The sequence below is a fragment of the Pseudomonas promysalinigenes genome (assembly GCF_014269025.2).
Classification (GTDB): Bacteria; Pseudomonadota; Gammaproteobacteria; order Pseudomonadales; family Pseudomonadaceae; genus Aquipseudomonas; species Aquipseudomonas promysalinigenes.
On record NZ_CP077094.1, the window covers coordinates 1,856,223 to 1,869,659 of the forward strand.

Annotated in this window: 8 protein-coding genes; all 8 read right to left on the bottom strand. The window is 61.8% G+C overall.

Annotated features, from left to right (window positions below; genetic code table 11):
• Positions 1 to 20: 20 nt before the first annotated feature.
• The 8 genes from HU725_RS08500 to glgA all read right to left on the bottom strand — a co-directional run bounded on the left by HU725_RS08500 (position 21) and on the right by glgA (position 13,002).
• A complete protein-coding gene (locus HU725_RS08500; RefSeq protein WP_186476846.1) occupies positions 21 to 1,100 on the bottom strand; it encodes an autotransporter domain-containing protein in 1,080 nt (359 codons plus the stop codon).
• A 311-nt stretch (positions 1,101 to 1,411) separates the two neighbouring features.
• Positions 1,412 to 2,206 (bottom strand): endonuclease/exonuclease/phosphatase family protein, encoded by a 795-nt coding sequence (locus tag HU725_RS08505; RefSeq protein ID WP_186476847.1) that lies wholly within the window; start codon positions 2,204 to 2,206, stop codon positions 1,412 to 1,414.
• 55 nt (positions 2,207 to 2,261) lie between these two features.
• A complete protein-coding gene (gene glgX / locus HU725_RS08510) occupies positions 2,262 to 4,415 on the bottom strand; it encodes a glycogen debranching protein GlgX (protein WP_186476848.1) in 2,154 nt (717 codons plus the stop codon).
• Positions 4,416 to 4,565: 150 nt separating this feature from the next.
• Entirely contained in the window at positions 4,566 to 4,835 is a 270-nt protein-coding gene (locus HU725_RS08515) for a DUF2934 domain-containing protein (RefSeq protein ID WP_186476849.1), read from the bottom strand.
• A 14-nt stretch (positions 4,836 to 4,849) separates the two neighbouring features.
• Complete coding sequence (locus HU725_RS08520) at positions 4,850 to 7,624, bottom strand: malto-oligosyltrehalose synthase (RefSeq protein ID WP_186476850.1); 2,775 nt, start codon at positions 7,622 to 7,624, stop codon at positions 4,850 to 4,852.
• A complete protein-coding gene (gene malQ, locus HU725_RS08525; RefSeq protein ID WP_186476851.1) occupies positions 7,621 to 9,690 on the bottom strand; it encodes a 4-alpha-glucanotransferase in 2,070 nt (689 codons plus the stop codon). The genes HU725_RS08520 and malQ overlap by 4 nt, the downstream gene beginning before the upstream one ends.
• Positions 9,687 to 11,429, bottom strand: coding sequence for a malto-oligosyltrehalose trehalohydrolase (gene treZ / locus HU725_RS08530; protein WP_186476852.1), 1,743 nt, complete (start codon positions 11,427 to 11,429; stop codon positions 9,687 to 9,689). The genes malQ and treZ overlap by 4 nt, the downstream gene beginning before the upstream one ends.
• A gap of 13 nt (positions 11,430 to 11,442) precedes the next feature.
• On the bottom strand, positions 11,443 to 13,002 hold the full coding sequence (gene glgA, locus HU725_RS08535) for a glycogen synthase GlgA (protein WP_060479381.1): 1,560 nt from the start codon (positions 13,000 to 13,002) through the stop codon (positions 11,443 to 11,445).
• Positions 13,003 to 13,437 lie beyond the last annotated feature (435 nt).

A 13,437-nucleotide genomic window follows, 5' to 3' on the forward strand; every position in this document is an offset into this window, starting at 1 on the left:
CCGCCTGGCGGCCCCAGTCGCTACCAGCGCATTCTGACACCAAGGCTGCCGATCAGCCCATTGAGGTCGTTGTCGTCCACATCACTGCTGTAGTCGGCACTGACAAAGAGTGCGACCGAAGGTGTGACCCGTGCTACTAGGCCCAGGCCCAGTTCCACGGTAGTCGAGTAGCGGGAACTGGAAATCTTGTCTACCTGGTCCAGCTTCACGTCACCCGTGTCGCTGAAGTCATACCAGACGTTGGTTCGCACATAGGGCTCGATCGGCATGTTGTTGACTTCGTAGCGCCCGGACAGCTTGGCACCGACACGGCCACGCCAGCTGGGTTGGCTGTCGAAAGTTCGCAGGGTGTCCTCTTGCGCCTGATTGCCGGGGAAGAACCGTTGGTTGATCAATTGCGCCTGCGGCTCGATCACCCAGCCGCCGCCTAGCCCGATGGGGTAACCGCCCTGCAGAGACACTGTCATCGCGTGGCCGCTGTCATTCAGGCGCTGCCCGCCGTCGCCGCGGCCCATGACTTCGATGCGCGAGCCCATGGCCACGGCATCCAGATGCCAGCCTTGGGCGTGGCTCATGCTCCAGTACACGCCCAGGCTCTCGCCGCTGAGATTGACTGCCTTGCGCTGTTTATCCCCTAACAAAGGCCGCACCCCGCTGAGGCTGCTTTGCAGATTATTGTGACCGACGAAAATCCCCGCGCGGTGCACGTTGCCTGCGGCGGTTTCACGCACGAACAGGTCTGGGCCAATCATCAGTTGCTGACTGGGCGCTTCCAGCTGCTCTGGTGCTCGCGCGCCGGGCGGGGTCTCGGTGCCTGGCAAGAACTGCTGCCACTGGCGGGCTGCAAGGTCAGGGGCGGGTAGGCTGTGACGGTCGCTTATCTGCTCGCTGAAGGCGCTTAGGGTACCCAGGCTCAAGCCGCTGGCGCTGATCGGGTCGAGCGACAACTTCGGCTGCGTCGTTTGTTGCAGGTAGTTGGGTGAAAGCGGGTCATCCAACAGATCGAATGCGAAAGTTTCCACCGGGGTTGCCAGAAGCATCGACGTGGAAACCGCGTAGAAAATAGGTTCGAAACGCGAGGGGTTCGAGGTTCTTTTCATGGCGGATCTCCTTTGGTTCTCGTTGTAAAGCTCAAGGACCTGGCCTGTTGTCACGAGCTGTACGACCAAAACAGAGGGCGACCCAAACCAGCACACCAGTAACGCGAGCGCACACAAAGGTGCGCGCTAGAGGCCCGGCGCGACGATTGACGACAATGTTCAGCTAAGGAGAGGCTGATGCTCGCGTCAAGAAAACGTGAAGGGGGCGTCCAAGCGCTGTTAAGCGAGTTAAGGCGTTGATTCTTGGAGTTTATCGTTCCGCCATAGCGACGGTCGTTATTTTGCCACCCTATGGCTATGCCGAATCATTGTTAGAGCCGTACTTCCACTACCAATGGCAAATGGTCGGAGAGGTGCGTCCAAGGCTTGTGGCTCAGTATCTGGGGAGCATGGCTATCGGCATTGCGCAGGTAGATGCGGTCCAGGCGCAAGAGTGGCAGGCGAGCTGGGTAGGTGCGAGCCAACAGGCCGTGATGGCGCTCGAACGCTTCGTGTAAACCTGGATGTTGGCAAAGGACACGATTACCGCGCTGCTGCCAGTCGTTGAAGTCACCGGCAATGATGACCGGCTCATAGGCAGGCAGCTCATCAAGCAGCTGGCGTAGCAGTTGCAGTTGTTGCTGGCGGTGGCTCTCGAGTAACGACAAGTGCACGCAAATGGCATGAACAGCTTGGTCCCCCGGCACATCGAGGACGCAGTGCAGCAAGCCACGACGCTCGGGGCCGGTAATCGATACGTCGAGGTTGCGATGTTCGATGATTGGGTATTTGGACAAGAGCGCGTTGCCGTGGTGGCCATCGGGGTAAACCGCATTGCGGCCGTAAGCGAAATCGCTCCACATGCTGTCGGCGAGAAATTCGTACTGCGAGGTCTGCGGCCAACCAGGGTAGCGCGCGGCATGGCGATCATGACTGCCAAGCACTTCCTGGAGGAAGACGATATCGGCCTCAGTACTGCGTACTGCCTCGCGCAGCTCTGGCAGGATGAACCGACGGTTGAAAGCGGTGAACCCCTTGTGGGTGTTCACCGTAAGCACCCGCAGGCGCCGCACCGCGGCGGCCTGGCGGGTGTTGATGAAACCTGTGCTGCCGGCTTCGAGGTGCATGTTCACTCCTCAATGCAACGGATACAGGTTGGGACCGAGCAGGCCCCAGGTGGGTTCAGTCTTCCTGGTGCTTCAACACCAGCAACAGGAACGAGCGCCCCGTGACGTCGAAGGTGCTGTCGAAGGCCAGTTGCTCAGGCTTGCGCAGCTCAGGCCGGTCAGTGTCGATCAGGCAGCTCCAGTAGTCGCCCTCAGGGACCGCAGGCAATTTGAACGGCACCACATCGTGATGGGCATTGACGATCAGAAGCATGGTGGCCTCCGAGCCCGGCCGCGCAATGCCACTGACTTGCGCACGTCCATCGATCAGCATGCCCATGCAGCGGCCATGGGGGTCTTCCCATTGTTCGACGCTCATTTCGTTGCCATCCGGGGCAAGCCAGGTAACGTCCTTGACGCCGATCGCCTCGTTGTAGTCGCCGACCAGAAAACGCGAACGTCGCAGCACCGGGTAGGTCAGGCGCAGGCGGGTCAGGCGCTTGACGAAGGCCAGCAATGCCTTGCCATCTTCGTCCAGGTCCCAGTTGATCCAGCCGATTTCGCTGTCCTGGCAGTAGGCATTGTTGTTGCCGTGCTGGGTACGGCTGAACTCGTCACCGGCAACGATCATTGGGGTGCCCTGGGCCAGCAGCAGGGTCGCGAAGAAATTGCGCATCTGGCGCATACGCAGGTCGTTGATCGCTGGGTCTTCTGTCGGGCCTTCGGCGCCGCAGTTCCACGACAGGTTGTTGTCGGTGCCGTCCTGGTTGTTTTCGTCGTTGTCCTCGTTGTGCTTGCTGTTGTAAGAAACCAAATCGCGCAAGGTGAAGCCATCGTGAGCGGTGATGAAGTTGACCGACGAATAGGGGCGGCGCCCGCGATTGTTGAACATGTCACCCGAGGCGGTCATGCGCCCGGCGAAGTCGGCCAGTTGGCCCTCATCGCCCTTCCAGAAGGCCCGCACAGTATCGCGGAAGCGGTCGTTCCACTCGGCCCAGCCGGGTGCGAAGTTGCCCACCTGATAGCCACCGGGGCCGCAGTCCCAGGGCTCGGCGATCAGTTTGACCTGGCTGAGCATCGGGTCCTGACGGCAGGCGACGAGGAAGCCGTGGCGCTCGCTGTAACCGTCGTGGTAGCGGCCCAGGATGGTCGCCAGGTCGAAGCGGAAACCATCGACGTGCATTTCCCCAGCCCAGTAACGCAGCGAGTCGGTCACCAGTTGCAGCACGCAAGGGTGGCTGAGGTCCAGGGTGTTGCCGGTACCCGAATCGTTGATGTAATAGCGCTTGTTGTCGGGCATCAGCCGGTAGTAGGAGGCGTTGTCGATGCCCCGCATCGACAGGGTAGGGCCTTGTTCGTTGCCTTCGGCGGTGTGGTTGTAGACCACGTCGAGGATCACCTCAAGGCCTGCATCATGCAGGTGCGCGACCATTTCCTTGAATTCGGCGATCTTGCCACTGGCCAGGTAGCGCGGATGCGGTGCGAAAAACGCGATGCTGTTGTAGCCCCAGTAGTTGTTCAGGCCCTTGTCCAGCAAATGCTGGTCGTTGACGAAGGCGTGGATCGGCAGCAATTCGATGCTCGAAACGCCCAGGTCCTTGATGTGCTTGAGCAGTTCGTCGTTGGCAAGGCCGGCGAAGGTGCCACGAAGCTCCTCGGGCACTGCCGGGTGGCGCATGCTGATGCCGCGGGTGTGGGCCTCATAGATGATGGTCTGTTCCCATGGCACTTGCACGCGTTGGTCGCGGCCCCAGGTGAAGGCAGGGTCGATGACTTTACACTTGGGCACGAAGGGGGCGCTGTCACGTTCGTCGAAGGACAGGTCGCCATCGGGGTGGCCGATGGTATAGCCGAACAGTGCTTCGGACCATTCCAGGTTGCCAACCAGTTGTTTGGCGTAAGGGTCGATCAACAGTTTGTTGTGGTTGAAGCGATGGCCGTTCTCTGGTTCATAAGGGCCATACACACGGTAGCCGTAGACCAAGCCGGGGTGGGCATCGGGTAGGTAGCCGTGGTAGATCTCGTCGGTGTACTCAGGCAGCTCGATGCGCTCGAGTTCATTTTCGCCCGTTGAGTCGAACAGGCAGAGTTCGACCTTCGTGGCATTGGCTGAGAACAGGGCGAAGTTGACTCCCAGGCCGTCCCAGGTGGCGCCTAGGGGGAATGGCTGGCCTTCGCGAATGCGCGACGGGGCAACGGAGCGGGTTTTCTTGGGCGTGCGCGGGCTCATGGCTAACCTCGAAATGGCCTTGGTAGGATGAAGTTCAGGGGAACTGTTTGGGCGTGATCGCCGATCAACCCGCTCTACCAAAGACCACTGCTCGCCTAAGGCGTGGCATGGCTCGGTGGGGCAGGCTAATCGGCGATGTGCAGCACCGCCTTAACCTGCAGCGGGTTTTTTAGGCGCTTTAGGCTTCTTGGCGGGGGCTGGTTTTACAGTGCCAGGCAGGGCTGCCGCTTTCGGTTCCTGGGTTTGCTTGGGCTTGGCAGGGGCGCGCTTGCGCGGCGCCGCCTTGGGCGCGAGCGCCTCGGCTTCGGCCAGCTTGCGAGCCATATCCCAGTGGCGGTCTTCCTGGCCGGCTGGCTTACCTTCCGATTCCCAGATCTGGTAAGCGAACTCGCGGATTCGTTTTTCATCGACGCTCATCATGACGCTCCTGATGCTCAAGATTGTTGTATCAGCAAAGTGATCGGAAACTCCGCCAGTAATGCACTCACTAACAGCTCCCTAGAAGGGCTGACCGCAGCCGTGGCAAAAAGTCCAGTCGAGTTGGCAGATGACGGGTCAAACGGCAAGATCACCCGGGTATCTTCCCAGTTCTGTGCAGGGATCAAGGGTGAGCTGGCCGCCCCTAACAGGCCGCTGGCCAGACGTGGGGCAACGATGATTGCGCGTTCGCCTTCGCCCAGGCGGGCAAAAGCGATGACCTTGTCGGCATGCCGGCCCTGCACGGTGAGCGGCAGGTAAGCACCCCGACGAAACAGTTTGGCATGGGCCTTGCGGCAATCGAGTACTCGCGCGATCAGTGCCTGCTTGATGCGCCCGTCATGCCAGTTCGCCAACAATTCGCCAGTTAAGCAGGCATCGTCCAGCGTGCGGCGCCTGCTGGGGTAATCCACCGGGCGGCGGTTGTCGGGGTCGACCAGGCTGAAATCCCAGTACTCATTGCCTTGGTACAGGTCCGGCACACCTGGCACGGTCATGCGCAGCAGGGTCTGGACCAGGCTATTGAGGGCGCCGGGGCAGGCGATCGCTTGCGCCGCATCGGCTAGCGACTTGCGCAGTTGCTGGTTTTCCTGATCCAGCAAGATAGCGTCGACATACGCTGCGCAAACCGCCTCGTAGGCTTCGTTAGGTGCGCTCCAGCTGCTGCGCAGCTTGGCTTCACGCAGGGCTTTCTGCTGCCATTGACGGATGCGGTCGGCGTACTGGCGCAGCGCCGTGTCATTGCCGATGTCCAAGTCCAGTGGCCAGCTACCGAGCAGCGCCTGCAGCAACAGCATCTCGTCACCTGGGCTGGGCGCCACACCATCTTGCAGTTGCTCACGCAGTGGTGCTGCCAGCTCGCGCCAGTGCTCCATACGGCTGGCGAACCATGGGCCGCGCTCACTCAGCACCGCCAGGCGTGCGCGAGTGTCTTCGCCGCGCTTATGGTCGTGGGTGGCGGTGGCCAGCAGGTTGTCCGGGAAGTCGCGCAGGCGGCGTTGGGCTTCATTGTGGAAGTGCTCAAGGCCTGCGCTGAAACGCTCGGCCTCGAAGCCCACATCGTTGCGTGACAACAACCGCGCCGAACGGTAGAACGCGGTATCTTCCACGGCTTTGGCAGCGCTGGGGGCGGTGAGCTGCTGGAAGCGTACACAGGCGTGGCGCAACTGCTTACGTGGCCGACCTGGCGGCAGTTCCCGCCAGCGCTGGCCACCTAGCCATTGTGCTAGCTGGTCGAGCAGTGGCCAGTCGGCTTCGGCCAAGTCCTGGCGAGCGTTGCTCAGTGCTTGCTGGAAGAACCGTTCATCCTCTGCCGGGCGCCCGCAGGCGTTGATGTAGGTCCGGTAAACCGGATAGTGGGCCACCAGTGCCTGTAACGCGCGGCGGATCGCACCCAGTGTGAGGTCGCGAGTCATCAGGTCGTTACGGGCAACCTGCAACAGCGCATTGGCCACCGACTCGCAATCGCCCGCTAGGCTGGCATTGAGCACCAAGTGCCGCGCCAGGCGAACCTCTTCGGGGAAGTCAGGGCGCTCGCTGACCGTTGCCCACAGCTCGGTCAACGGCGCTTCGCCGGCCGGATCGTGTTGCAGCAGCGACACCTGGTTCATGAACTCGTAGCCGGTGGTGCCATCGGTGAGCCAGTCCCGATGCAGGTGCTCGCCGGCGCCGAGGATTTTCTCCACGAAGATTGGAAAGTGTTCAAGCGCTGTCTGCACAGGGCGCTTAGCCAGCAGGCTGTCAACCCGGCGGCGCAGTTTGCGGCAGTAACCGCGTGGGTCGGCCAGGCCGTCGATATGATCGATGCGCAGGCCGTCGACCAGCCCGCGCTCGATCAGCTCGAACAGCTTGGCGTGGGTAGCCTCGAACACCACGGCGCGTTCCACCCGCAGGCCGCCAAGTTCGTTGATGTCGAAAAAGCGCCGCCAGTTGATGTCATCGCCGGCCGTGCGCCAGCTGGCCAAACGGTAAGTCTGGCGCTCAAGCAACAGGTGCAGGCGCTTGAAACCTTCTTCGGTGCGGCTGTCGAAGGCCTGCAATGCCGCGTCGAGGTCAGCGCCTTCACCCACCAGGCGGGTGAGCTCGGCATGCAGGGGTAGGGCCGCTGCCAACGGGTCGGGCGCTTCGCCCAGCGCAGTGAAGTGTTCGGCCAAGGCTTGCAGCTCAGGCGCTGGGCTCTGGGCGAGAATCCAGCCGTAGTCCTGCGGGCAAATCGGGAAACGGTGCTCGTGGTGGGCGATCTGCAACAAGCCTGCCTGCGGCTCGTACTGCAGAGGGATCTCACCGTTCTTCAATGCTGCGCCATAGTCGCTGCCAAGGAATGGCAACAGCAACTGCCCGGCCAGCAGCGGGTCACTGGAGTGCCACTGGATGTCGAAGAATTCCGCATAAGGGCTGCGTCTGCCCCAGGCCAGCAAGCTTTGCCACCAGGGGTTGTCGGCGCCGCCTACGGCCATGTGGTTGGATACGGTGTCGAGGATCAGCCCCATGCCGTGCTGGCGCAGCGCGGCTACCAGCCGTTGCAGTGCCGCCTCGCCACCGAGCTCAGGGTTGACGCAGGTGGGGTCGACCACGTCGTAACCGTGGCGCGACCCTGCGCGGGCTTTGAGGATGGGTGAGGCGTAAAGGTGGCTGATGCCCAGTTGGGCAAAATACGGCACCAGTGGCACGGCGTCATCAAGGGTGAAGTCGCTGTGAAATTGCAGGCGTACAGTTGCGGTCAACGGCTTCATCGGTCACGTTCCCAGGCTTGTTCGCGGGCTTGGGCCAGCAGTTCAAGGCGCCGTGCGGCGTCTTCGTTATCTAGCAGCTCACGCACTGGGGCGGCGAAGCGCCGACGCCAGTTGGGGTGGCCGCTGGTGGTACCGGGCAGGTTGGGTTGTTCGTCGCTGCCGAGCAGGTCTTCGAGCGGGATCAGCACCAGTGGGGCGCGGGTATGGCCAACGTAACGGATGGCGCCATCGATCAGCGCGTCATCGTCGGCCATGGCTCCGTAGTTGGCTTGCAGCGTGCGGCGCAGGCCATCGCATTCCGTGCGCCGATCATGCCGCCATTGCAACTCGGTGGCGGCATCGATCAGTTGCAGGCGTTGGTACCAGTCGATGTCGCGGCTTTGTAGCCAGCCGGCCAAAGGCGCCAAGTCATGGGTGCCGGTGGTGGCAAGCGCGTCATCCGGCCAGTCGAGAATGGGTTTGAAATGCCCAGGCTTGGTTTGCTCAAACGGCAGCACACGCATGCCAAGCACCGCTTTGGCTGCCAGTTGCTCAGGCAACCCTGGCGGCACGGTGCCCAGGTCTTCGCCTAGGATGATTGCCTGATGGCGTACCGATTCGAGGGCCAGCAGGCGCAGTAGGTCCTCGACCGGGTAATTGAGATAAGCCCCTTGGTCGGGTGTGCTGCCCTGTGGGATCAGCCACAGCCGACGCAGGCCCATCACATGGTCGATGCGCAAGCCGCCGGCATGCGCTAGGTTGGCTCGCAGCATTTCGATGAACGCGCGGTAGCCGTTGCGTTTTAACCCTTCTGGGGAGAAGGCGCAGATACCCCAGGCTTGCCCTGCGCGGTTAAGAATGTCGGGCGGCGCGCCGACCGTAAGGTTAGCCAGCAATTCGTCCTGACGGCTCCAGGCCTGGCTGCCGGCCCCGTCAGCGCCAACTGCCAGATCAGCTATCAGGCCGACGGCCATCCCGCTGCTGCGTGCAGCGTGCTGGGCGCGTTGCAAGCTGCGTTCGGTCAGCCACTGGCAAAACGCCTGGAACTCGAGCTTGGCAGGGTAGGCATTGGCGATGGCTTCGACTTCCGGGTGGTACGGGTCCTGCCAAGTGCTAGGCCAATCTCGCCAGTCCGCGCCATGGCCGCGCTCCACGGCCAGTGCCTGTAGCACTTCGAAGCGGCAGTGATGTTCCAGGGCCTGGCCGCGAGTATCACGGAAGCTGTCGAAGTCCTGGCGCAGCGGGTGGTCGCCTTGGCTGAAATCCTGGTACAGGGCTTCGAGTAGACGCAGGCGGGCGCTGGCAGCACGTGGCCAGTCGACCAAAGGCTGTTGTTCCAAGTCTTCGAGCACTTGCTCCAAACCACATGCCTCGATCGCCATGCGTACCGCACGCTCCCCCAATAAGGCGGCTGGGCTGGCGTACAGCGTGTTGAGCAGCAGGCGGCTGGACGGTGAATAGGGGCTGTAGTGCTGCTGATCGATCATCGACAGCGCATGGATCGGGCTGATGGCCAGGGCGTCTGCGCCGCGCTCGGCAGCACTGCGTGCCAATTGCTCCAACGCCAGGCAATCGCCGAACCCGCCGTCGCCTGGGCGGCGCAGGCTATAAAGCTGCACGGACAGGCCCCAGAGGCGTGCAGATGGCTCAGCCACAGCATCGGCCAAGCTGTAGCAGCGCGGCGGCGCCACCGCGAGGGTGAAATGCCGGTCGTCGATTTGCAACTGGTGGTAGCCGACTGGCAGGCCACCGGGAAGGTTGCCTTGGGCATCCAGGGTCAAATCTTGCAGGCGGTTGCTTTCCAGGGTGCAGCGCACAGCGCTGCCTGGTGGGAAATAGCGCTGCAAAGGCAGTGGTTGACCCTGCTCGACAGTGAGCAGCGGCGGGAGATGCTCGCCATCATCGGCGGCTTGCACCTCCCGCAGGCTGGCCGCAATGGCCGCTTCGTCACCGGCGGGGTGACCCAAGCCATCGAGGACTTTGCGCAATACGTCGTCGCTGACCTGCTGCGGCCGGTCATTGGCGTCGATCCAGTCGCGGGCTAGCCCGACCTGAGCGGCCAATCGGTGTAAAGCAGTTTCGCTCATGAGGGCTCCTGACCGGGGGGTAACAGGCTCACCACACAACTGTGGGCGGCCATGGCGGTGTCGGGGTGGGTACTGTCGCTGCTGTCGAACAGGCGCCAAGCTCTGGCGGGTAGTTCCACTGCCTGAGGGCTAGCCGCCAGGTTCAGGTCGATCCGCAGGGTGCTGCCATCTCCCAGCCGCCAGCGGGCGGTGAGGGCGTGGTCGCCCAGCACCACGGCGCCCAGCGCCCGACTGCCAGGCAAGTGTGGAACCACATGGCGCCGTCGCAGCCCCAGCAACTGCTCATACAGGCCATGCCAACCAGCGATGACCTCCTTGGGTAGCGGCCGCGAGGCTTCGAAAGTCTGTTTGGCGTTAGGGTCTGGAATGTGTTCGCGCTGCTCAGGGTCGGCAAAGGCCTTGAAGTGGGCAAACTCGCCACGCCGGCCCTCGCGCACCGCGTCAGCCAGCTCATCATGGAAATCGGTGAAGAACAGGAACGGCCGGCAACTGCCATCGTCATCACCCATGAACAGCAACGGGATCATTGGGCATAGCAGTAACAAGCCGGTGGCGGCTCGTAGCGCAGCGGGAGGGCAGAGGCGAGTCAAGCGTTCGCCCAGTGCGCGATTGCCTATCTGGTCATGGTTCTGCAGGAACAGCACGAACGAAGAAGGCTCAAGATGCCCGCTGGGCTCACCGCGAGGGTTGCCGTGACGGTTGGCCTGGCCTTGGAACACGAAGCCTTCGGACAGGCAGCGCGCCAGCTTTGCGATGGGTTGATCCTGGTAGTCGGCATAGTAGCCTTCGGTTTCACCGGTCAGCAGCACGTGCAAGGCATTGTGGCCATCGTCGTTCCATTGAGCGTCGAAGCCCTGCTGCAGTAGCGATGCCTGATTATGCTCGTTCTCCAGCACCAGCCAGACATGCCGGCCGGGCGCAACCGCAGCGCGTACCCGCTGGGCCAGTTCGACCAAGAAGTCGGGCTGGTCGATTGCGTGCACCGCATCCAAGCGCAAGCCGTCACAGCGGTAGTCGCATAGCCACATCAGGGCGTTCTGGATAAAGTATTCGCGCACCTCTGGCCGGCGAAAATCAATCGCAGCGCCCCAAGGGGTCTGGCGATCCTCGCGGAAGAATGGGCTGGCGTATTCGTGCAGATAATTGCCATCTGGGCCGAAGTGGTTGTACACCACATCCACCATGACCATCAGCCCATGGCCGTGGGCCTGGTCCACCAGGCGGCAAAGCTGCTCGGGGCTACCGTAGTTGTGCTGCGGGGCATAGGGCAGTACGCCGTCGTAGCCCCAGTTACGTTCGCCAGGGAATTGGCCCAGCGGCATCAGCTCGATAGCGGTAATACCCAGCTGAGCCAGCCTCGGCAATTGCAGAGCGACGCCAGCGAAGCCATCGAGCACGCCCACGTGCAACTCCTGGATCACTGCTTCATGCCAAGGGCGACCCTGCCAGGGGTGCTGCCAGTGGTAGGTACTCACGTCCACTACCTGGCTGGGCCCGTGTACGCCCTCAGGCTGATAGCGCGACGCAGGGTCGGCCACTTGCAAACGGCCATCAATGCTATAGCGATAGCGGTCCCCAGCCTTGCAGGGGGCAACTGCGGTGAACCAGCCATCTTTTTCAGCCAGCAGCTCAATGGCCGGCTGCTGTGCAATTTCCAAGCTCACGTTGCGCGCATCCGGCGCCCATAGGGCGAAGCGCGCCGACGTGGCGTCCAACATTTGTGCGCCATGCCTTTGCATCTTCGAACCCCGCTCAGTAGTGGCTCAGCTGTGCCTGCTTGACCAGATCCTCATAGAGCCGTGCATAGGGCTCCACAGCCTGACACCAGTTGAATGGCTGGGTCATCGACAGGCAGCGCATGGCATTGAGCAAGTCTTTCTTGCCGAATACATAGAAGGCCCGGCTCAGCGCCTCACGGTAGCTATCGACAGTCGACTCATCGAACAAAAAGCCAGTGACGCCGTTTTCGATGGTGTCGGCCAGGCCGCCGGTGTTGCGTGCCACAGGCAGCGAGCCGAAACGCTGCGCGTACATCTGGCTCAGGCCGCAAGGTTCGTAACGCGATGGCATCAGCAGGAAATCACTGCCGGCGAACATGCGCCTGGCATCGGTTTCGTTGAAGCCGATGCGCACGCCAATGCGCCCAGGATGGCGCAGAGCCAATTCACGCATGGCTTGCTCTTCCTCAGGCTCGCCACGGCCGATGATCGCGATTTGCCCGCCTTGCTCGACGATGTAATCGGCAACGCCCAAAGTGAGGTCGAGGCCTTTCTGGTAGACCAGCCGCGAAACCACGGCGAACAGCGGCCCCTCGCTAGGGTCAAGGCCGAACAAGCGGCGCACGGCGTCGCTGTTGCGCGCCTTACCTTCCCAGTCGTTGAGGCTGAAATTGTGCTCCAGGTGTTTGTCGGTAGCCGAGTCCCAGCTTTCGTCGATGCCGTTGGGAATACCGCCCAACAGGCCCTGATGCGCCTTGCTGGCAAGAAAACCATCCAGGCCGCAACCAAATTCCGGCGTGGTGATTTCCTGAGCGTAGGTGGCGCTGACAGTGGTGATATGGCTGGAGTAAGCCAGGCCCGCCTTGAGGAACGACAGCTTGCCGTAGAACTCCATGCCTTCCTGTTGCATCGCATGCTCAGGGATTGCCAGCTCAGGGCTGCAGCCACGGCTATAGACGCCCTGGTAGGCGAGGTTGTGAATAGTGAACAGGGTCGGCGTGTTCAAGCCACGCCAGTGCATGTAAGCCGGTGCCAGGCCAGCAGGCCAGTCGTGGGCGTGCACCACCTCGGGCTTCCAGTGAATCATGCCTTCGCCAGCGGCGATCTCGGCTGCAGCCAGGCCCAGGCGGGCAAAACGGATATGGTTGTCAGGCCAGTCACGGCCATTGTTAGCGCCATAGGGGGTGCCATCGCGTTCGTACAGCTCAGGGCAGATCAGCACGTAGATCACTAGCCCGTCGACCATGTCCATGCGGCCGATCTTGCAGGGCGGAAGTGCAGCGTGGCCACCAAGTTGGCCCACGATATGGATTGGGTTGTCGCTTTCCATGACCTGCGGGTAGCCAGGGATCAGCACACGCACATCGTGCAGGTGCGCCAGGGCGCGGGGCAATGCTGCGGAGACATCGCCCAAGCCGCCGGTCTTGACCAGGTCGGCGATTTCCGAGGTGACGAACAGAATCTTGCGCTTGTTGGGGTTGTGCTGGCGCTGGGCGCCTGGTGTCGTGCCTGTTTTGGCGAAATCCGGGGTGAGCGGATCGCGGTTGTCCGACTTGAATGAATCTACGTGAGGCTCGACAGCGGCACTGATCATACTTCTTTCCGTCCCTATGTGACCGGGTGCTGGCACCCGTTTTGATATCTCGTGCTGGTTCTCTCTGTTTCTGTAATTGCGTAACGCTATCCATGCCCCGAAGTCGTGCGCACAGGCACAACGCGATCGGCATTCCGGCCAACGGCGATTGGACTGTTAGGGGTAGGTCGGCCGTACACGGGAAAGCCTGTGTGTTTGGCCTACTTATTTGCTGACCTGCCACCGATTCCAAAAGTTCGACTTTTTTGCATCGCTCTTCCTATGAGCAAATGACGGGCCGGAATTTGAGTGTAGGAGAGCTGGAGATAAAAATCCGACCCATTGGTCACTTTTGCAATAGCGCGTACTAGACGCAAACGTTGGCGAGTGTCAACGGGTGTTTCCAGGAGGGAATAGGGCGCACCGCAGGACGGTTCAGAGCCACAAGATGCAGCA